Genomic DNA, 19,097 nt, shown 5'->3' with positions numbered 1-19,097 from the left:
GACTGCTATATGGGTGTGATGCGCGCAGCAAGATTGGCCATGATCCAGATGGTGCCGGTCACCATGATGATCAGCAACGAAGTAGAAAACAAGACCGATAGCAGATCTTCACGCTTGCGCTTGAGACCAAGGTGCAGGAAGAAGCGAAAGTGCACCACGGTCTGCACCACTTGCCAGCACTGCGATGATTATTAACAACGGGCCACCACCGTGCCATGCTTGGCACTGCACCGGCGCAAAAGGCACTAGCGTGAGAATAAGCATCAGGCCAAACCACTCACAAAGTGGAATTAAATACGCAGCCTGTTTCAAGGGCAGGTCGTGTGAAATAGTCAGAACTTTTTCAGTGTACCAGGGTCGCAGGTAAGCTATATCATCAACGAACGCACCATCGAGTAGAAACAAAAAAAGGATTCCTATGAAATGTCCACATTGTGTTGATACCACGCTGACCATGACAGAGCGCAGCGGTATCGAAATTGACTACTGCCCACAATGCCGTGGGGTATGGCTTGATCGAGGCGAGCTGGATAAAATTATCGAGCGCACCAGCCAAGACAACTCCCCTGCAGTCCACCCGGCATCCCGCCCGACAACACCGCCCAGCGAGCGCTACGAAAGTCAGGGGGACTACAAGAAGAAAAAACGCGAAAGCTTTTTAAGTGATTTGTTTGACTTTGACTGAATCGCTCGACGCATGTTGATGCTCAGTGTTTGAGCTTGTAGAAATCTGAAAATGACGATAAATCGGAGCTGACCAGTTCCGAAAATACATACTTCCCTTTCACACAGGACTTTCCTATGGCTGGAGCCAGCCTGCTAACCTTGCTCGACGACATTGCAGCCATTCTGGACGATGTAGCCGTTATGACCAAAGTGGCTGCGAAAAAGAGCGCAGTCATTGCCGATGATGTTACCACCATGACCAAGGTGGCGACGCAAAAGACTGCAGGTGTGCTGGGCGATGACCTGGCGCTAAATGCTCAGCAGGTGGCAGGCGTGCGTGCCGATCGCGAGTTGCCCGTGGTCTGGGCCGTGGCTAAAGGTTCCATGATCAATAAAGCCATCCTGGTGCCTGCCGCCTTGCTCATCAGCGCGTTCTTGCCCGGTTTAATCACACCGCTGCTGATGCTGGGTGGTGCTTTTTTGTGCTTTGAAGGCGTAGAGAAGCTGGCGCACAAGCTGCTGCACGGCAAGGCTGAGGTCAAGCTGGCACACGCGCAGCACGCCCAGGCCAATGCGTCAGAAGACGTGGATTTGGTCGTCCTGGAAAAAGAGAAAATCAAAGGCGCGGTGCGCACCGATTTCATTTTGTCGGCCGAGATCATCGTTATTGCCCTGGGCACGGTGGCTGCTGCGGCTTTTGTTCAACAAGTGGCCGTGCTGGTCGGTATTGCTGTGCTCATGACCGTGGGTGTGTACGGTTTGGTGGGTGGCATTGTCAAGATCGACGACCTGGGTCTATGGCTAGGCCGCAAGCCCTATCCTGCTGCCCAAGCACTGGGGCGGTTCTTGTTAGCCCTGGCACCCTGGTTGATGAAGTTTCTTGCCGTAGCGGGCACGGCCGCCATGTTCCTGGTGGGCGGCGGCATTGTGGTGCATGGCATTGCACCCCTGCATCACGCAGTAGAAGGTACAGCTCAAGCCTTGGCACAGGGCAGCCTGGACTGGCTGTGGCAGGCGCTGGCCAGCAATGGCCTTAACGCTCTCGCCGGTGTTCTGGTGGGTGCAATCGTACTGGGCGCGGTGCAACTGGTGCAGCGCTTACGCAAGTCTTGAGCCGATCTGCAGCGTTTACTTGACTGAATGCATCGCCCGTTTTAGAGATGGGTCACCTGGGTGAATACGGGTGAGGAATACCCTCACGGGCGTGGGGAGGATAGATGTAGAAGTGATGCTAACATCCGGGATGTGGCAGTTTGGCAGTACCAAAGCATCGTTGTTTAGCTTTCTTTTTACGATTGATCACACACCGGTTTAACTGTCATGGCTCATTCTTTTGATGTGATCATCATCGGTGCTGGTGCAGCCGGGTTGATGTGTGCGATCAAGGCTGGCAAGCGTGGGCGCAGGGTATGGTTGATTGATCATAGTGCCAAGATCGCTGAGAAGATTCGCATCTCCGGCGGCGGGCGCTGCAATTTCACCAATCTGTACACCCAACCTCAGTGTTACCTCTCCCAGAATCCACATTTCTGCAAATCGGCACTCAGGCGCTATACACCACAGGATTTCATTGCGCTGGTGCGCAGGCACGGCATTGCTTTTCACGAAAAGAAACTGGGGCAGTTATTTTGTGATGACTCCGCTAAGCAAATCATCGCCATGCTGTTGGCGGAAGCGCGTGAGGTGGGTGTGAAGCTGGAAACTTCGGTACAAGTGCGTGCCATCGAAGCAGTTGCAGGTGGCTATCGACTCACAACCAGCCAGGGAGAGCAGACCTGTGCTTCGTTGGTGATCGCGACAGGGGGGCTTTCGGTTCCCAAGATTGGCGCCACGCCTTTTGGCTATGAAGTTGCCAAACAATTCGGATTGCGCGTGATTCGGCCACGTGCGGCACTGGTGCCGCTGGTTTTCGATGGAGCATTGCTGGCGCGTTGTCAGGCGTTGAGCGGGCTTTCGGTTGAGGCGGATGTGCGTTTCGGGAAACAGGTTTTTGCTGAAGGATTGCTTTTCACCCATCGGGGATTGAGCGGCCCTTCCATTTTGCAAATCTCATCGTATTGGGAGGAAGGGGAGCCGATCATGATCAATCTTGCACCAAGTACGGATATGTTTGCATTTCTAAAAGCACAAAAACAAAGTCAGCCCAGGCTGCATATCAATAATGTATTGGCGGAAATCCTACCCAGGCGGCTTGCTCAAAGCATTTGTGATGAGCGGAATGACAGCGGGCCATTGGCCAACTTATCCGATACCCGGCTCTTGGCGCTGGCCAGTGCTGTCAATGATTGGCATGTCAAACCGGTTGGTACGGAAGGCTATCGGACGGCTGAAGTGACTCGGGGTGGGGTAGATACCCACGAGTTGTCTTCGCAGACAATGGAGGCAAGTAAACAATCCGGTCTGTTCTTTATCGGTGAAGTGGTGGATGTTACCGGTCACCTGGGCGGTTTCAATTTCCAGTGGGCCTGGTCCTCGGGTTACGTGGCAGGGCAGTATGTATAGATTTGTCTTGTTACCGGCTTACCGGTTACGCTGCGTGGCCGAAGCGATAAAACGCAAGAATACCGAAGAAGTTGGGAAAGAACGCGACCTTTTTGTCATGATTCATCACCCGCCTTTCCAGGATGTTCACTTGGTGTTGTTGGCATAGTTGCTCGAAATCGTGCAGGGTGCAAAGGTGGATATTCGGGGTGTCGTACCATTGGTAAGGCAGATTGGATGAAACCGGCATGTGTCCGGCAGCAACCTGCAAGCGGTTTTTCCAGTAACCAAAGTTGGGAAAAGAGACGATACCTTCCTTGCCAACGCGCAATATCTCCTGAATGATATTTTCCGTGTTTTTCATCGCTTGTAATGTCTGCGACAGGATGACATAGTCGAACGATGCATTCTCAAACCCGGATAGGCCGGATTCAAGGTCGCTGTGTATGACATTAATTCCTTTTTGCATGCACGCGAGGATGTTGTGAGCGCTGATCTCCACGCCATAGCCGCGTACATCGAGCTTGTTGCCGAGATAATGCAATAGTGTTCCATCGCCGCAACCCAGATCAAGCACGCTGGATCCTGGTTTGATCCAGGCTGCGATAGTGGCGAAATCCGGTCGCAATGTCAGAACCGATCTGCTGATTTCAGTTGTTGTCATGTCCAAATAAGAAACCGTTAACCGGTTCTGTTAGATAGAGATGTTATCCATGTAGGCGCGCACCAGCTGGTGGTAGTAGTTATCCTGCATGAGAAAAGAGTCGTGCCCGTATGTGGAAGGTATTTCCGCGTAGCTGACATTCAGTTTATTGTCGAGCAGTGCTTTGACAATCTCGCGTGAGCGTTCCGGAGAAAAGCGCCAGTCAGAGGTAAACGAGAGTACCAGGAAATCCGCTTGTGCACGCGCAAACGCTGCGCTCAGGTTGCCATCATAATCCTGTGCCGGATCGAAATAATCCAGCGCTTTCGTCATCAGCAAATAAGTGTTGGCATCGAACAGCTCAGCAAATTTATCCCCTTGGTAATGCAAGTAGGATTCGATCTGGAACTCCACGTCGTAATTGAATGCAAGCGAGCCGTTGCGCAGTTCGCGGCCGAATTTGGTAGCCATGGAATCATCCGACAGATAGGTGATATGGCCAAGCATGCGGGCCAGGCGCAGCCCTCTGCGTGGGTGGGTGCCATGAGAATAATAGTCCCCGCCATGAAAATCCGGATCGGTCAGAATCGCTTGTCGTGCCACATCATTGAAAGCAATGTTCTGTGCCGTCAATCTGGCAGAAGCAGCAATCACCGCGACATGGCGCACTCTTTCCGGGGCATCAAGCGCCAGTTGCATGGCCGACATGCCCCCCAGGCTGCCTCCAATGATGGCAGCAAAACAATCAATACCGAACTGGTCAGCAAAACGCACATAGGTTTTTGCCCAGTCACTTGTTGTGACCAGTGGGAAATCCGGTCCGTAGCGTTTTCCGGTTCTGTCATTGATACTGATAGGCCCGGTAGAACCATGGCAGCCACCTAGATTGTTAATGCCGATGACAAAGAATTTCCGGGTGTCGATCGGTTTTCCCGGACCGATCATGTTGTTCCACCATCCGGTATTATTGGGATTGTCTGCGTAAACACCAGCCACATGGTGGTTACCGGATAACGCATGGCAGACCAGAATTGCATTGGATCGCTCCGGGTTCAACTCCCCGTAGGTTTCATAGACCAGCTCATAATTGTCCAGTACAGCCCCGCTTTTCAGGCTGAGTGGAGTGTCAAAATGTATGCGTCGTGCCGAGACGATACCGATAGAATCAGAATCTTGCATGAACATCTGAAAATAATAAAACCGACTGTAGATGTGAAAAATGAATGCTCATTGTATCTAATTGTGTTACTAAAAATTCAGTATTCCTCAGGCTCATCAGGAAGATGGATGCATCAGCTATTGAGTTTTTGCAGCAGCTCATGAATTTTCTCCGGCTCATCTGCCTTGAGTATCTTTTGTATCAGGCGCGAAATATCGGGCAAATAACTATCCAGTATCTCCCGTTTCACAGTCAGCAGTTGTGTTGGATACATGGAAAACTGCCGTAACCCCATCCCGAGTAACAGGCGGGTATATTTTGCATCGCCTGCCATTTCTCCGCAGATAGAAACCGGTATACCGGTTTTTGTTGCGCTTTGGATGATCCGAGCCAGTAACCGGAGAATGGCCGGGTGCAGCGGATCAAACAGATGCGCAACGGTTTCGTCAGTCCGGTCAATTGCCAGCGTGTATTGAATGAGATCGTTGGTCCCAATGGATAAAAAATCCAGTTTGCGCATGAACAGCTCAAGGCTCAGCGCAGTTGCCGGAATTTCCACCATGCAGCCAATCCTGATAGTTTCATCAAAAGGTTTGTTTTCATCCCGTAAACTTTGCTTGGCAAATTCGATCATTTGCAGTGTCTGGTCAACTTCCCGGCTGCTGGAAAGCATCGGAATCAGAATCTGGGTATGACCCAGGCTTGAAGCGCGCAAAATGGCGCGCAATTGCACCAGAAACATGCCTGGTTCAGCCAGGCTCATCCGAATTGCACGCAGGCCAAGTGCTGGATTGGGAGCCATACGATAGGCACTTCTGAGATTCTTGTCCGCACCCAGATCAAACGTACGAATGATGACAGGTGATCCGCGCATACCCCTGATAACCGTGGAATAGGCTTCGAACTGTTCTTCTTCACCCGGCAGATCATCCCGGTTCAGAAACAGAAATTCACTGCGAAACAGACCGATTCCGGTTGCGCCATATTCTTTCGCCCGTTCGACTTCTTGTGGCAACTCGATATTGGCGAGCAAATCTACCGGAGTGCCATCCCGTGTAACTGCCGCTACAGAACGGAGACGCCAGAGCTTGCGCTTCTCCAGTTCAAGCTGGTTTTGCTTCAGACGATATTCGGCGAGGATATATTTGTCCGGGTTGATGATGACGATACCCTGGTTGCCATCCACAATCAGATTGTCATTTTCACGGATAAGCTGCTGGGCATGCTGCATGGCCACGATTGAAGGAATATTGAGGCTGCGTGCAACAATGGCGGTATGCGAGGTTGGCCCGCCCATATCTGTCAGAAAAGCAGAAAATTGATACTGCTTGTATTGCATGACATCAGCCGGACTCAAATCATGTGCTACCAGAATGCCGGCGCCATCCTGTTTCACTGGCGGAGGCGTATACCCCGGATGTCCGAGCAACACCTTCAAAACCCGTTCGGCTATCTGGGCAACATCAGTTTTGCGTTCACGCAAATAGGCATCTTCTATTTCCTCGAAGCGTGCAACCAAGGACTCCATTTGTTGTGTAATTGCCCATTCGGCGTTGCATTGCACTTGCTTCACAATGTCCAGTGCAGCCTGGGAGAACATCGGATCATCCAGAATCATCTGGTGCAATTCCAGAAATGCATTGAATTCAGCTGGTCCTGCTCCTTGTACAGCAGAATTTTTTAGTGTTTCCAGCTCCAGCCGCACGGTGGAAAATGCGTTGTGTAACCGGGCCAATTCAGCATCAATTTGATCCTTTGGCAGCTGGTAATGGGGAATGTTCAACGCTGCTGACGAGGCCAGATGGGCACGTCCGATCGCAATCCCGTCGGACACACCGACACCATGCAGGATGAAACTCATTCACCTTCCCCGAAGTAATCATTGATCAACGCTTTTAATGCTTCCATAGCCTGAATTGCATCGGGGCCGATCGTTTCCAGTTCGACCACTGTACCCTTGCTGGCGGCAAGCGTCATGACGCCCATGATGCTTTTGGCATTTACCCGGCGACCGCTGCGTGTCAACCAAACTTCACTCTCGAACTTCTCTGCCAGCTGTGTCAGTTTGGCTGATGCACGCGCGTGCAAACCCAGTTTATTGAGGATAGTTAACGTCTCAGTTGGCATTACCGGTTTCCTGCGATATTTGAAGGATACTTTCCCGCCCGCCAGTCAGAACTTTGTCAATCAATTGTAGTAGGGGAATATGCTGGTACTGTACAGCACGCAACAACATGGGCAGATTTAGCCCGGCTAGACATTCAACCTGTTCGCTTTGGATCAGCTTATAGGCAATATTGGCTGGCGTGGCGCCTAAAACATCCGTCAGGATCAGAACCCCATCACCTTGATCCATCTGCTTGAGTACAGCCTGCAACTTTATCGCTTCAGTATCCGGATCTGCAGCTGGGGACACAATATAATTAAGCAGCAGCGGGGGGCGTTCGCCCAGAATATGTATAACGCAGTCAATCAGACTAGCCCCCAACTGCTCATGAGCGATGATCAGGATTCCGATCATTTTGTGATTTATCTACCTGTTTGCTGGAAATGAATTACTGGATTTTATCATCAGAGAGTTTCTAGACAATTGCTCATGTAACTTGTATTCGTATTAAAAATGCATACGGCGGTATCTTTTTCATGAGTTCGGCGATAATTTCGAGTTGTAGCCGTCAAGTACGGCGCATCAACATCAGTTTGTGTTTGGCGTAATGAATCCTGTTGCGTGTACTGCTATTTTGCGTCTCATAGTGAAACTTGTCGAAAATTCGTTACATACAGCATATCTGGAAGCTGGATTTTTCCACTTCCCGGAGTATATGCTGGAAAAATTTAATCCTACTGCCAGTTTTCGGTGATGGAACAATTCTTTACAACTGTTCTGCTTTCAATCGAGCATTTTCATGTGCTTGGTTACTGGGTAGCTTTCTTGGCAGCGTTGCTGGTCATATTGATCGCCTGGATCATGCTGTGGTTTGTCCAGTATTACCTGCCTCGCTATGGCAACAGGCTATGGCAGGCAACGGTATTGTTTGGTCGCACGCTTAGGAGCAGATTTGCTGACAATCCATACGTGTGCCGGTGGATGCGCGAACATCCCGGTAGCATTCAGTTTTTGGCGAAACGTGCTGATTACACCCATTTTTTCGGCCTTCCGCTGACGCTTCTTGTCTTATCACTTGCCGTTACGCTGGTTTTGCTTGCAGAAGTTGCTGAAGATGTCGCCACTGCCGATTCGATCGTTGTGGTTGACCATATTGCGGCCCGGTTGATCTCCACATTTCGTGCACCAGAACTTATTCCAATTGCCATCTGGATTACAAATTGGTGTGCGCCGCCGATAATCGGCGTATTGCTGGTGGTAGCATGTTTACTGCTGTGGCTGGTAAATCGCCGATTTGCTGCCGTAGGCTTGGTAATTTCATTACTGGGAGCCTCTCTGTTCAGTGTATTGAACAAGCTGGTCTTTCAGCGGCTCCGACCGGATGGTGCAGTGCTGCTTGAACCATCCTATTCCTTCCCAAGCAGCCATGCCACCCTGTCAGTAGCATTTTATGGATTTCTGGGGTATTTGCTGATCAGATCCGCGAAGAAGTGGGACACACGAATCAAATTATGCTTTGTCATGATGGGGTTTATTTTTCTGATCGGACTCAGCCGCATCGTGCTTGGCGTACACTACCTGAGCGATGTCTGGGCGGGCTATTTGGTGGGGTTACTGTGGCTGATCGTGGGCATCAGCGTGAATGAATGGCTTGCTGCAACCGGGCGAATTGACTGGAATTTACCGGTTGGTCGATACCGGAAAATAATGGTGTTCTCCCTCATGCTTGTCGCAGCAATTGGTGTTGCCGGTTATTTATTTACCCAGGTACTAATTTTCCGCGATCTTCAGTAAAAGCATCACTCAGTTTGGTTAAGAAGGTTTAACGTTTAAAATTACAACGGGTTGTACCGAAGGAATCGGTATGGCATGTGGTTCCATCATTGCATCGAGTTGTACCGAATGAATCTTTCCGGCAACTCAGGTCAGCGGCTGTTACCGAACCGGTAACGCTGAGTGTGAGAATTATCAAAGTGAACTCTTTGATATTCATATTCATCACTTTCCTTCAGTTGGTTTGATCGATTTTAAGCACATAACGCATGAAATAAGCTGTGTCGCGAAATGATGTCGGCTTGAATGATTGGTAGGCGCTGTTTGTGACACCTATTTCCCGCCCAATTTGGCGGAAGAAGCTTGAGTGTTTTGGAACGCTTGCACCTTGGGCAGCCGCCAGTCTTTGCGACGAGCTTTTCGCCCCAGATACCCAATAGCTGCTTCGAAGTTGCCATAGCGGCCTAACGCCCGAGGTAACCGGCGCAAAGACCGCGTAGCGGAATTTGCGTCCGGTTGACCGAGTTGTTAGCAGTACAGCTATGAAAGCCTGTACGCCACCTTGTTGCCTGAAATTTCGACATGCCCCTGTTGCTCCAAGGTTCTAACCAGCCCAGACAGCTCGCTCTCCGTGAGGCTCTTTTGGAAAATAGAATTGACCGTGCTGGCGAGCGTTTTTGGTGTGCGTGGGCGCGAGTTACCTCGCTGCTTCAAGTTTGCCACAACCACAGACACGCGCTCAGGCAAGCTTGTGGAACTGGCTGCCTTGACGATTGGCATGTCGTGGATGCTCTTGGAGCGACAGGCGTAGATCTTGCTGGCTTTGAGGTACGTAATGAGCGGATCGAAGCCTGTGTCTTTCGAGATGATATGAAAGAACGGTGATTCATCCTGAGCTGCGATCTTGCCGATGAAGTAGGCAATGTGGAAGTCGAGGGCGTTGGGGCCATTGCCTGAGATTTTGATGTACTTACCATTGGAACCGAAACGCTGCAAAGCCTCGACGACATCAAAGTTGATCTTGGCCTGATTGGCACCAACAAACACGTAGACCTTGAAGTACTCCTTGTCCAGCGATGAGAGTGCGGGTGGCTGGACGTTCTCGTAGTCGATGAGTACATAGTTGGTTCGCACGTGATACTTCCCCTGTACTGCTAACGTGATATATAAGACATTGTGTCCAATAATTCTGTATGTGACGTCGTATAACTTTGAAATCAGCCTGTTATCGTGTTGTATTTCAATATAAATCTTGAAAAAGCTGGTCAATTTTCATAAACAGATACGACAACAGAATTGGTTTAAAAATTATTTAACCCAGTGCAGGTGAGAATAAGGTAAGGGTTCGATGGTGAAAATTTGGAATAGCGCTGATATTGCAGGGTTTATTCAGTACATCATTTTGCAATTAAGGTAATTTTTTATTGCGCAGATTCAAATTAAACATTGCTTTAATACGATGCCGGTAAACGAAAAAATGCTATCCAATGAATCGCATCACCGGCACTCTCGTAATTACTGCGATTCTGGATGAATCAGTACGAGTTTTTGTGCCTAACCCATTACCGCGCTTTACCGCCGAACATGTATGCCAGCAGCTGAATATCAATTTCCAGACGACTACCGCTGCCGTATTCTGAAGCATTCCAGGGTTGTGCAAAGGTATCCAGAGATTCAAAATGCATACAGTAGTATCTTTTTCAATCAATCTGCCATGAGGATAAATTGTGAAAAAACTGATAATGGGTGTGCTTTCCCTGACCTTCATGCTGTCCGGAGCTGTCTGGGCAACGCCGTTTACCAGCCTGTATGCGTTTGGCGATAGTCTCTCGGATGGCGGTAACAGCCCGACTGCGGTAACGAGTATTTACAAGCTGCTGGGAAATAATTGTGATCCCGACCATCCCTGCCCACCTTATGTGGGTGGACATTACTCCAATGGGCCGGTAGCGGTTGAATATCTGGCAAATTCAATCCTGCCTGGTGGCGCTAATTCAGGGAATTTTTTTAATTTCTCCGTCGCCGGAGCAACCAGTGGTATCGGTAACTATGGTGATAGAGGATCTGCAACCTCACCCGGTGCTTTCGGATTGCCCGGTATCAGTCTGGAAATTGGAGGTTATCTGCTTTCTTCGGGAGGAGTGGCTGATCCGGATGCGTTGTATTTTGTTTGGGGTGGAGCGAATGATTTTCTGACATTAGATTCGCCCACTACTGCGGCGCAGAATATCGCAGCTAATGTAGGCACACTCATGGCGGCTGGAGCCACTCATTTTTTTGTGCCCAACCTGCCTGATCTGGGCCTGACACCGCTGGCTGCAGGAGGAAATGTACAAGGGCTGGCCACATTATTCTCCACTATGTTTAATACGGCGCTGTCTTCTCAGTTGGCGGCGTTGGGTACGCAGTTTCCTGTTGCTGAAATTCTCCAGTTTGATACCTATTCCTTTTTCAATCAGATTGTTGGTGATCCGGCTGCGTATGGTTTTACCAATGCACAGGCAAGCTGTCTGTCTTTTCAGGGTGAATGCAGTAACCCGGATCAATACATATTCTGGGATGGTCTGCACCCTACCACGCAGGCGCATGCCCTGTTTGGCTCTGTTTTTGCCCGGGCCATCCCTCTACCGGGAACGCTTGCCTTGCTGATGCTGGGCTGGCTGGTACTTGTTTTTGCACGCAGAAATAGGATCTGAAAAAACCTGACCGGTTGATTATCGGGTTGCTTCGAGTGCTTCCCGGTAACCCTGCCAGTCAAAGTGAGGGCCGGGATCAGTTTTTCTTTGTGGCGCAATATTGGCGTGCCCAACGATGTCATTGATAGGGTAGGCTGCCTGTAGTGCCTGGGTGAGTTCGATCAGTTGGGTATATTGAATCGGCTCAAATGGCTGGTTGTCACTGCCTTCCAGCTCAATACCAATAGAGAAATCGTTGCAACGAGTGCGATCTTGCCAGCAGGAGACTCCAGCATGCCAGGCACGCAGTATGCAGGGGACAAACTGGATGATTTCGCCATCACGCCGAATAAAAAAATGGCTGGAGACTTTTAATCCCGCCAGCTCTTGATAATACGGGTGTACTTGTGGGTTGATCTGGTTGGTAAACAGTTCAATCACACCTTCACCGCCAAATTCTTCCGGCGGCAGGCTGATGGCGTGGATGACCAGCAGGCTGATGTCATTCCGATCCGGCCGTTCATCGCAATTAGGGGAGGGAATGTATCTGGCATGAACGAGATGGCCGTCCGCGTCGATTAGCATGGATAATTGAAAGTATTGATTCGGAAATTTCATTTTAATTGAGTGACTATCTTGCGACGCGGAAAATTTATTACTTTTGAAGGAATAGACGGAGCGGGAAAAAGCACGCATCTGGCCTGGCTGGAGCATTTTCTGCAGGATAAAGGCGTGGAAGTGGTGGTTACCCGTGAACCGGGCGGCACAGCGCTGGGTGAAGCATTGCGCAAGCTGCTGCTGGATCATCAACAGGTGATGCACGCTGAAACTGAAGCACTGCTGATGTTTGCTGCACGGCGGGAACATCTGGACAAAGTGATATTGCCAGCATTGGAGCGTGGTGCCTGGGTAATTTCAGATCGTTTTACCGATGCCAGCTTTGCCTACCAGGGCGGCGGCAGGGGAGTGCCAGCAGCCAGGCTGGAAATTCTGGAACAATGGGTTCAGGGTAATTTTTCATCGGACTTGACCCTGTACTTCGACGTGCCGGTGACAATCAGCCGCCAGCGGGTGCAATCTGCCAGAGTAGCCGATCGCTTTGAGCTGGAACCAGATCTGTTTTTTGAGCGGGTGCGGCAAGCCTATCTGCAACGCGCCAGCCAGTTTCCTGAACGGATCAAGGTAGTGGATGGCAGCCTGCCGCTGGCAGAAGTCAAGATGGCCATGGTGGAAGCTGTGGAGGAATTCTGGTTAAGCCACGCCCCATCCCGCTGACAGCGCCTCAGCCTGCTGCAGCACCGTCTGCACCGCCGTGTCCTGCAAGTCAGGCGGATAGCCGTACTTGCGCAGAATATGTTTTACCAGCACTCGCATCCGCGCCCGTGCGGAATCGCGGTGTGCCCAGTCGACCGTCACATTCTCACGCAAGCTCATCAGCAATAGATATTTTACTTTTTCAAGCTGGTTATGGCAGGCAGAAGTAGCGTTTGTGTTAACTCTCCACAGGGTGTTTGGGGCGCAGCAGGCCGATTCCCAGCATGGCCATGATGATTGAAACCAGAGGATTCAGCACGTTGAGCAGAGCATACGCGGCGTAGTCCAGTGTTGGTACACCCAGTGTTGCAGCGTAAAAAACACCTGCTGTTGTCCATGGGATCAGGCCGGTGGTCAGTGTGGAGCCTTCCTCAATGGAGCGCGATAATACGGCTGGATCCAGCTGCTTTTCCCGATAAGGTTGCCTGAACAGTTGGCAGTTGAGGATGATGGAAATATACGCCTCTCCCATGACCAGGTTACCGGCCAGGCCGGAGGCAATAGTGGCGGCAATCAGGGTACTGGCTCGGCTGATCGGCGCAATCAGCCGCATTAGCAGTACTTGCAGAAATCTGGCGCGATACAGGATTCCGCCCAGCGCCAGCGCCATGATGGATAACAGCAAGGTCCAGGCCATGCTGTATAAACCGCCACGTCCGAGTAATTCGTCAATGTTGGCGATACCGGTATGGCCGGGTGTGTTTAACCACAGCGCGTTGATGACATTGACAGCATCTCTTCCCTGATAGGCCACGGCGATTACCATGGCTAGCAGAATGCTGCACGTCATACTGGTTTCAGCGTTATAGCGTTTCATACTCATGCCCAACATCACTAGCAGGGGGAGCAGCGTTATCACCCCGTTCATCCGATAGGAATGTGCCAGCGCGCTGCGGATTTCAGCCAGATGTGCTTGTGGAAGATGATAATCGCCGTACTGTAGCCCCCACACGAGAAAAATAGCCAGAACAATTATGAATGTGGGCAGAGTGGTGTACAGCATTGAGCCGATATGCCGGTACAGATTCGTACCAGCACTCATTGCCGCGAGATTGGTGGTATCGGAAATCGGCGATAGCTTGTCACCAAATGTTGCGCCGGAGATGATCATGCCGGCCACCAGTGGCAGCGGAATACCCATGGCATTACCGATTCCGATCAGTACTACGCCGATGGTGCCGACGGTGCCCCAAGAGGTGCCGGTTGCAACCGACATCAAGCTGCACAATACGAAACCGGTTGCCAGAAACAGGGAGGGACTGAGCCAGTCGAGACCAAAATACAACAGACTTGCGATGGTACCGCTTTGCATAAAACTGGCGATTACCATGCCGATCAGCAGGAAAATATAAATCGCTGGCAATGCTCTGACGATGCCTTCATCCATCATGCTGCGAATGGCAGTAAACGAATAACCCAGGCTATGTGTATGCAGGCCTGCCCAGATCAATGCCAGAAAAATCAGTGCGTGCAGGCTGATTTGAAACACGAACAAACCCGATGCGATCAGTAGCAGTATTCCTGTAAAGCAAATGAGTGCCTGCCAAAAGGAAGGGAGTGGATGTATATTTGGCAGTTCCTCTACGGTGGTGTCGTTGTGTGTCATGATTGTAGTGATATAGATACACTCAGTTAAGTGTCAGTAATCGCGCTAAGCTGCGATGTTTTTATCAAGGGTAGTTTCTTGATCGAATGAAGAACTATTTTTAAGATAGGGTAACTTTAAAAATGACCGTGGCTGAAATTTTTCCGTGGCAGCAGACAATCTGGCAGCAGATCAGGCAGCCGGACAGTTTGAAACGGCATCATGCCCTGTTGCTAAAAGGACGTAAGGGGATCGGCAAGCTGGGTTTTGCACTTGCTCTGGTGCAATCCATGCTGTGTGAACAGGTGAATGCAACAGGGAAGGCATGCGGAAAATGTCAGGATTGTTACTGGTTTGAGCAGGGGCTGCATCCGAATTTTCGTTTGCTGGAGCCGGAGGCGCTGTCAGTCCAGGATGGGACGGCAGACAGGAATAGCGAAGAAAAACAGGAGGAGGCCGGTAGTACAAAAGCTGGCAAAAAGCCAAGTCAGCAGATCACGATTGCGCAGATCCGTACACTGGATGATTTTATCTATCTGAGCGCGCACCAGAATCGCTACAAGGTGGTGTTGATTCATCCGGCCGAGGCAATGAATGCAGCTGCTGCCAATGCGTTGCTGAAAAAGCTGGAAGAACCGCCGCCAGAGGTGTTGTTTATGCTGATAGCGCACGGAACGTCAGTGATTCCGGCAACTATTCTGAGCCGTTGCCGGCAGGTTGCCATGCCGACGCCAGATCACAAACTTGCAAAGGACTGGTTGATTCAACAGGGAATTGCACAACCTGATTTCCGTTTGGCCATGTCGGGTTTCTCGCCGTTACTGGCATTGCAATATGACGAGCAGCAATCTTCACATCACGCTGATTTTATTCAGAGTTTATGTGTGCCGGGAAAATTTGATCCAATCGGATTGGCAGAAAAATTGTACAAGCAGGATTTATCCAGTGTGACCAGCTGGTTGCAAAAATGGTGCTATGACTTGATGAGCTGCCACCTGAGTGGAAGAGTACGTTACCACCTGCAGCAGATGGATGTCATAAAGCGGCAGGCGGCAGTCATAGACCCGGTTGCAGTTGGATTTCTATGGCGTGATCTGGCTGCTTCACAGCAACTAGCGCGCCACCCGCTTAACCCCAGGCTGTTTCTGGAAGAGATGTTTCTGATCTGCGCTGAAATAATACGTCCGGCAGGCTCAGAAACAAGGTAGTAACTACTGAATGCAGGATTCGCTGGTTGGGTCGATGGTGCAAGCCCAGAGCGTTCTGTGAATATCTGCTGCACGATTAAACAGGTGGTCGGCCTGCTGGGATTTCTGTTGCTCCAGCGTGAGAGAAGCTTTTTCAGGAATAAAGTATTTCTGTACCCAGAAACGTATTCGGCAGAACTCTTTCTCGTTTGCGCACAGCTTATGAATAGCAGAGCTGTATATCGTTTTATCTGCTTGCCGCCCTTTTTCGATTAGTACCATATTTACAAATTTTCCTGAATTACCCATTTCAACTTTGCGTATCAGTTGCCAGCCAATACCGCTGGGCAGTGTATTTTCATCTGCCTTGGCCACAGTTTCAGATTCGGCAGCAGCCGAGGCTGTTTCTTCCGCAGGTGCAGAGGCTGCAGCATGTTCTTCTTCCTGTACTGAAAAAGCCAGGCTTGACCAGGTGATTGCGAGAGCAATCAGTAATCCTTTTCCTATATTGTTCATGTGTTCCCCTTATGAAAACAGCTTGTTATATTGAAGGGCGTCTTAAGAGACTTACGACGCCCGATCTGCTCGCGACAGTTTTTCGAGCTGATCCGAGATGTATTATCCTGCCTGCACGAAGTATTGCTCAGGCCACTTGAGAAATATAAAAGATCTGGCCATAACAACTTATTTTCGTAACGCCTGACAGATTAACATTTCCGATCTTATCCAAAGATTGGATCACTGTGCAACGATTGTGACTGGGAATCGGCAGCTTGCATGTTCACCCCATCATATTTTTAACCAGGAATTTTTATTTGGCAGAAGATTCTTTCGGAGTGGAAAGAGGAGTGTATGAAACATAAAATTACGACGAGTTTGAGCCATCTGCGCAAGCATCATGTTCGTGTGCGTAATTATCGTCCGGGTGCGCCTCCTGGTTCTTTGGAAGCTCTGCCGATTGCAGGATCAGAGGCGATGCCGATACCATTGGCGTGTATTTCACTGCTGCGTTATGGGAAAAGTGGAGTAGTCGAAGAGCAACGTGGGCTTACAGCCCGCGATTGCCAGGTACCCGCCGCCAACGCAACAGACATTACCTGGTTGCATTTACAAGGCCTTCCTGCTCCAGAGCAGCTGCAGGCATTGAGCGCGGTGTTTGGTTTGCATCCGCTTGCGCTTGAGGATGTATTCCATCGGGAAACCCGTTCCAAAATAGAAGCCTACGAGGCACAGCAGTTTGTTGTACTCAATTATTTGCACCAGGATCAAACGGATAAATTTAATACCGGTCTGGTGAGTATTTTTCTGGGAAAAAACTATTTGATCAGTATCAATGATGGTCCAGGCGATCTTTTCGAACCTGTTCGACGGCGTATTCGCAATATGGGCAAGCCGTGCGAACATGGTACCGATTATTTACTGTACGCACTGGCGGATGTCATAGTTGATAGTGGATTTTCGTTGCTTGAGGCACTTGGCGATCAGCTTGAAGCGCTGGAAGATGAAATTCTTGACAATCCAGGTCATGAGGCGCGTAACAAGATTCATTGTATCAAGCGTGAATTGGTTCAGATGCGTCGCGTCTGGTGGCCGCAACGTGAAGTTATCGCCGCACTGATGCGCGATGACGGACATTTTTTGTCTGATATCACACGGCTTTACATGCGCGACTGTTACGATCACTGCGTGATTGTAATTGACTTTGTTGAAACCTATCGTGAGATGGCCTCCAATCTGCTTGATACTTATCTGTCCGCAGTGAGCCAGCGTATGAATGATGTCATGAAGGCACTTACCATTATCGCCACAATTTTTTTACCCCTTATGTTTCTCACAGGTCTGTACGGTATGAACTTCGATACCGAAAGTCCGTGGAATCTGCCTGAGCTGCACTGGCGTTTTGGCTATTTTTATGTGCTCAGTGTAATGGCCGCTGTGGTTATTGGTATGCTGATTTACTTCCGGCGCAAGCGCTGGCTGTAAGTGGTACCAATCAGATGCTGCACTGTCCCGGATTATTTCCATGAATTTGGTGAAAGCCACTATCCTTAGACGGCGGCTTTTACTTTAAATAGGTTGATTCATGCGTGCTTAGCTTGGTGCGGATAGACGACTGAAGTTGTCTGCACTGCTATTAGCAAGTGGTAGTTTAGTTTCTATCATCGGGAAAATGGCGGGAGCAGGTTCCGTCTGTGGAAAGTCTGTCTACTTGATTTCTTCTTCGTCAGGCAGTTTTCTTGCTTCGTCTTCCAGCATGACGGGAATGCCATCCCGAACAGGGTAAGCCAACCGATCCGCCTTGCAGATTAGCTCCATCCGATCTTTTTTGTAGATAAGAGGGCCTTTGCATAAGGGACAAGCCAAAATGTCCAGAAGTTTTGGATCCATAAATTTTTCTCTCAGCTTCTTAAGTATGATTGCGCGTAACCCGAGGTCAACACGATATTCCTGTTGTAAAACCCAGATGCGCTCGTCGTGCAGATTAAAGCATTTTACTGCATCTGCTTCCGATATCAGAATGATTTCAGCTTCATCAAACAGAAAATCCTTTGCAACAAAATGATGATCTTCAGAAAAGATGTAAGGGATGACCGTCAATCTCAGAAATTTGAGGTTATCCAGAAAATTCTGTGCATCCAGGTCGCAGGTAATGGCGTGAATACGCTTGTTTGCAAGCTCCGTCGCATTGGCAGTTAATTCAGGTCGTGACAGGTTGAAAAAACGCTCTTTCAGCAGCGTGATATAAAACGTTCGGATCTCTTCCCCGATATCCGGAATTTGTCTCTGATGGCCTGCCTGCACGACGGCATTCGAATGCTTTAAACGAGCAAAGCTGTCTCGCAGCGGCCCGGCAGGCATGATCAGACCATTCCCGGAATTGATGACGCTGGTATCAACAATAACGACTTCAAAGTCACGCTGCAGACGAAGATCCTGCAGGCCGTCATTACATATCAGTACGTTACATTCCTTATGTGCTTCCAGCAGTGCTTTTGCCACTTCGATCCGATCATGGCCGATCCATACAGGGCAGGTTTCACGTAAATAATAGGCGAGTAACAGTGATTTCTTACCAGCGAGCTGTAGAGGGCTATCAATGGTCACGCTCATTGGTGGGTGATAATTATCAGTGTAGCCGTGGCCAATGATTCCGGGCCGTAATCCACTTGCTCTCAGCATATTGACTATCTGGATGATGAGCGGTGTTTTAACCGGGCTTGCGGCAGTGATGCTGTCAATAACAATCACCGGCACAGGAAGATGAACCGAGGTTAATATCGTGCGCCGATACAGATGGCGCCGGATAGACTGAAACAGGACAAATAGCAAGCTGATTGGCCACAACAGGAGATGTAGCGGAGTGATGCGTTGCCAATACAGTTCTGACCAGTTCATGATGCGATTGGGATAATTAGGCTTTGGGAATCGTTTGTCGTCAACTGTAACATCATCCGATTCAGCGGCTCAACATTAAATAAATAGTTTTACAGCGAGGCTGTGGGAGCG

The 19,097-nt window shown here is 49.8% G+C and carries 21 protein-coding genes and 1 pseudogene; 8 read left to right on the top strand and 14 right to left on the bottom strand.

Annotated features, from left to right (window positions below):
• Nucleotides 1-5 precede the first annotated feature (5 nt).
• Nucleotides 6-158 carry a cytochrome C oxidase subunit IV family protein gene (locus BM331_RS12060; RefSeq protein WP_218154579.1) on the bottom strand — a complete coding sequence of 51 codons (153 nt, stop codon included), beginning with the start codon at nucleotides 156-158 and terminating at the stop codon, nucleotides 6-8.
• Nucleotides 159-418: 260 nt separating this feature from the next.
• On the opposite strand from BM331_RS12060, the gene BM331_RS09580 reads away from it, so the two are divergent.
• The 3 genes from BM331_RS09580 (at nucleotide 419) to BM331_RS09570 (ending at nucleotide 3,168) form a co-directional block, all read left to right on the top strand.
• Nucleotides 419-685 carry a TFIIB-type zinc ribbon-containing protein gene (locus BM331_RS09580; RefSeq protein ID WP_074929126.1) on the top strand — a complete coding sequence of 89 codons (267 nt, stop codon included), beginning with the start codon at nucleotides 419-421 and terminating at the stop codon, nucleotides 683-685.
• Nucleotides 686-801: 116 nt separating this feature from the next.
• On the top strand, nucleotides 802-1,779 hold the full coding sequence (locus BM331_RS09575) for a DUF808 domain-containing protein (protein ID WP_074929125.1): 978 nt from the start codon (nucleotides 802-804) through the stop codon (nucleotides 1,777-1,779).
• Between the two features lie 207 nt (nucleotides 1,780-1,986).
• Complete coding sequence (locus BM331_RS09570; RefSeq protein WP_074929124.1) at nucleotides 1,987-3,168, top strand: BaiN/RdsA family NAD(P)/FAD-dependent oxidoreductase; 1,182 nt, start codon at nucleotides 1,987-1,989, stop codon at nucleotides 3,166-3,168.
• A gap of 25 nt (nucleotides 3,169-3,193) precedes the next feature.
• On the opposite strand, the gene metW is transcribed toward BM331_RS09570, so the two are convergent.
• The 5 genes from metW to BM331_RS09545 form a co-directional block, all read right to left on the bottom strand.
• The gene (gene metW, locus BM331_RS09565; protein ID WP_074929123.1) at nucleotides 3,194-3,811 is read right to left on the bottom strand and encodes a methionine biosynthesis protein MetW; all 618 of its coding nucleotides are present in this window, start codon (nucleotides 3,809-3,811) and stop codon (nucleotides 3,194-3,196) included.
• 30 nt (nucleotides 3,812-3,841) lie between these two features.
• A complete protein-coding gene (gene metX / locus BM331_RS09560; protein WP_143100953.1) occupies nucleotides 3,842-4,975 on the bottom strand; it encodes a homoserine O-succinyltransferase MetX in 1,134 nt (377 codons plus the stop codon).
• 107 nt (nucleotides 4,976-5,082) lie between these two features.
• The gene (ptsP, locus tag BM331_RS09555; protein WP_074929121.1) at nucleotides 5,083-6,810 is read right to left on the bottom strand and encodes a phosphoenolpyruvate--protein phosphotransferase; all 1,728 of its coding nucleotides are present in this window, start codon (nucleotides 6,808-6,810) and stop codon (nucleotides 5,083-5,085) included.
• On the bottom strand, nucleotides 6,807-7,076 hold the full coding sequence (locus BM331_RS09550) for an HPr family phosphocarrier protein (protein ID WP_074929120.1): 270 nt from the start codon (nucleotides 7,074-7,076) through the stop codon (nucleotides 6,807-6,809). Before BM331_RS09550 ends, ptsP begins: the two co-directional genes overlap by 4 nt.
• A complete protein-coding gene (locus BM331_RS09545) occupies nucleotides 7,066-7,470 on the bottom strand; it encodes a PTS sugar transporter subunit IIA (RefSeq protein ID WP_074929119.1) in 405 nt (134 codons plus the stop codon). Before BM331_RS09545 ends, BM331_RS09550 begins: the two co-directional genes overlap by 11 nt.
• A 339-nt stretch (nucleotides 7,471-7,809) precedes the next feature.
• Here BM331_RS09545 and BM331_RS09540 point away from each other — a divergent pair, with 339 nt between their 5' ends.
• Entirely contained in the window at nucleotides 7,810-8,850 is a 1,041-nt protein-coding gene (locus BM331_RS09540; protein ID WP_074929118.1) for a phosphatase PAP2 family protein, read from the top strand.
• Between the two features lie 519 nt (nucleotides 8,851-9,369).
• On the opposite strand, the gene BM331_RS09535 is transcribed toward BM331_RS09540, so the two are convergent.
• Both BM331_RS09535 and BM331_RS12255 read right to left on the bottom strand, forming a co-directional pair.
• A complete protein-coding gene (locus BM331_RS09535) occupies nucleotides 9,370-9,963 on the bottom strand; it encodes a PIN domain-containing protein (RefSeq protein ID WP_074929139.1) in 594 nt (197 codons plus the stop codon).
• 428 nt (nucleotides 9,964-10,391) lie between these two features.
• Nucleotides 10,392-10,514, bottom strand: a complete 123-nt coding sequence (locus BM331_RS12255; RefSeq protein WP_256214886.1) for a hypothetical protein — start codon at nucleotides 10,512-10,514, stop codon at nucleotides 10,392-10,394.
• Nucleotides 10,515-10,556: 42 nt separating this feature from the next.
• Here BM331_RS12255 and BM331_RS09530 point away from each other — a divergent pair, with 42 nt between their 5' ends.
• Complete coding sequence (locus BM331_RS09530) at nucleotides 10,557-11,525, top strand: SGNH/GDSL hydrolase family protein (RefSeq protein ID WP_083414743.1); 969 nt, start codon at nucleotides 10,557-10,559, stop codon at nucleotides 11,523-11,525.
• 18 nt (nucleotides 11,526-11,543) lie between these two features.
• Here the strand turns inward: BM331_RS09530 and ampD are convergent, their stop codons facing one another.
• Nucleotides 11,544-12,089, bottom strand: a complete 546-nt coding sequence (gene ampD, locus BM331_RS09525; protein WP_083414746.1) for a 1,6-anhydro-N-acetylmuramyl-L-alanine amidase AmpD — start codon at nucleotides 12,087-12,089, stop codon at nucleotides 11,544-11,546.
• 51 nt (nucleotides 12,090-12,140) lie between these two features.
• On the opposite strand from ampD, the gene tmk reads away from it, so the two are divergent.
• Nucleotides 12,141-12,779, top strand: coding sequence for a dTMP kinase (gene tmk, locus BM331_RS09520; RefSeq protein ID WP_074929116.1), 639 nt, complete (start codon nucleotides 12,141-12,143; stop codon nucleotides 12,777-12,779).
• Here the strand turns inward: tmk and BM331_RS09515 are convergent.
• Nucleotides 12,756-13,010 (bottom strand): type I restriction enzyme endonuclease domain-containing protein, encoded by a 255-nt coding sequence (locus tag BM331_RS09515; RefSeq protein WP_256214889.1) that lies wholly within the window; start codon nucleotides 13,008-13,010, stop codon nucleotides 12,756-12,758. The genes tmk and BM331_RS09515 overlap by 24 nt on opposite strands.
• Complete coding sequence (gene nhaC / locus BM331_RS09510) at nucleotides 12,997-14,424, bottom strand: Na+/H+ antiporter NhaC (RefSeq protein ID WP_074929115.1); 1,428 nt, start codon at nucleotides 14,422-14,424, stop codon at nucleotides 12,997-12,999. Before nhaC ends, BM331_RS09515 begins: the two co-directional genes overlap by 14 nt.
• 122 nt (nucleotides 14,425-14,546) lie before the next feature.
• On the opposite strand from nhaC, the gene holB reads away from it, so the two are divergent.
• The gene (holB, locus tag BM331_RS09505; protein ID WP_074929114.1) at nucleotides 14,547-15,611 is read left to right on the top strand and encodes a DNA polymerase III subunit delta'; all 1,065 of its coding nucleotides are present in this window, start codon (nucleotides 14,547-14,549) and stop codon (nucleotides 15,609-15,611) included.
• Between the two features lie 3 nt (nucleotides 15,612-15,614).
• Here the strand turns inward: holB and BM331_RS09500 are convergent, their stop codons facing one another.
• The gene (locus BM331_RS09500; protein WP_074929113.1) at nucleotides 15,615-16,106 is read right to left on the bottom strand and encodes a hypothetical protein; all 492 of its coding nucleotides are present in this window, start codon (nucleotides 16,104-16,106) and stop codon (nucleotides 15,615-15,617) included.
• 336 nt (nucleotides 16,107-16,442) lie between these two features.
• Between BM331_RS09500 and corA the strand changes: the two genes are divergently transcribed.
• Entirely contained in the window at nucleotides 16,443-17,573 is a 1,131-nt protein-coding gene (corA, locus tag BM331_RS09495) for a magnesium/cobalt transporter CorA (RefSeq protein WP_074929112.1), read from the top strand.
• A gap of 222 nt (nucleotides 17,574-17,795) precedes the next feature.
• Here the strand turns inward: corA and BM331_RS12250 are convergent, their stop codons facing one another.
• Both BM331_RS12250 and lpxK read right to left on the bottom strand, forming a co-directional pair.
• Nucleotides 17,796-17,978, bottom strand: a complete 183-nt coding sequence (locus tag BM331_RS12250) for a Trm112 family protein (protein ID WP_256214888.1) — start codon at nucleotides 17,976-17,978, stop codon at nucleotides 17,796-17,798.
• 24 nt (nucleotides 17,979-18,002) lie between these two features.
• Nucleotides 18,003-18,986 (bottom strand): annotated as a pseudogene (gene lpxK, locus BM331_RS09490) (tetraacyldisaccharide 4'-kinase); the annotation flags it as partial.
• Between the last annotated feature and the right edge of the window lie 111 nt (nucleotides 18,987-19,097).

The organism is Nitrosomonas eutropha, from assembly GCF_900116685.1.
GTDB classification, from domain to species: domain Bacteria; phylum Pseudomonadota; class Gammaproteobacteria; order Burkholderiales; family Nitrosomonadaceae; genus Nitrosomonas; species Nitrosomonas eutropha_A.
This window is presented reverse-complemented; position numbering and strand designations above follow the sequence as displayed.

Bases quoted from the DNA above. Each gene is read 5' to 3' on its own strand.
- BM331_RS09580 (WP_074929126.1), top strand. From the start codon at position 419: ATGAAATGTCCACATTGTGTTGATACCACGCTGACCATGACAGAGCGC.
- BM331_RS09575 (WP_074929125.1), top strand. From the start codon at position 802: ATGGCTGGAGCCAGCCTGCTAACCTTGCTCGACGACATTGCAGCCATT.
- BM331_RS09570 (WP_074929124.1), top strand. From the start codon at position 1,987: ATGGCTCATTCTTTTGATGTGATCATCATCGGTGCTGGTGCAGCCGGG.
- metW (WP_074929123.1), bottom strand. From the start codon at position 3,811: ATGACAACAACTGAAATCAGCAGATCGGTTCTGACATTGCGACCGGAT.
- metX (WP_143100953.1), bottom strand. From the start codon at position 4,975: ATGTTCATGCAAGATTCTGATTCTATCGGTATCGTCTCGGCACGACGC.
- ptsP (WP_074929121.1), bottom strand. From the start codon at position 6,810: ATGAGTTTCATCCTGCATGGTGTCGGTGTGTCCGACGGGATTGCGATC.
- BM331_RS09550 (WP_074929120.1), bottom strand. From the start codon at position 7,076: ATGCCAACTGAGACGTTAACTATCCTCAATAAACTGGGTTTGCACGCG.
- BM331_RS09545 (WP_074929119.1), bottom strand. From the start codon at position 7,470: ATGATCGGAATCCTGATCATCGCTCATGAGCAGTTGGGGGCTAGTCTG.
- BM331_RS09540 (WP_074929118.1), top strand. From the start codon at position 7,810: ATGGAACAATTCTTTACAACTGTTCTGCTTTCAATCGAGCATTTTCAT.
- BM331_RS12255 (WP_256214886.1), bottom strand. From the start codon at position 10,514: ATGCATTTTGAATCTCTGGATACCTTTGCACAACCCTGGAATGCTTCA.
- ampD (WP_083414746.1), bottom strand. From the start codon at position 12,089: ATGCTAATCGACGCGGACGGCCATCTCGTTCATGCCAGATACATTCCC.
- nhaC (WP_074929115.1), bottom strand. From the start codon at position 14,424: ATGACACACAACGACACCACCGTAGAGGAACTGCCAAATATACATCCA.
- holB (WP_074929114.1), top strand. From the start codon at position 14,547: ATGACCGTGGCTGAAATTTTTCCGTGGCAGCAGACAATCTGGCAGCAG.
- BM331_RS09500 (WP_074929113.1), bottom strand. From the start codon at position 16,106: ATGAACAATATAGGAAAAGGATTACTGATTGCTCTCGCAATCACCTGG.
- corA (WP_074929112.1), top strand. From the start codon at position 16,443: ATGAAACATAAAATTACGACGAGTTTGAGCCATCTGCGCAAGCATCAT.
- BM331_RS12250 (WP_256214888.1), bottom strand. From the start codon at position 17,978: ATGGATCCAAAACTTCTGGACATTTTGGCTTGTCCCTTATGCAAAGGC.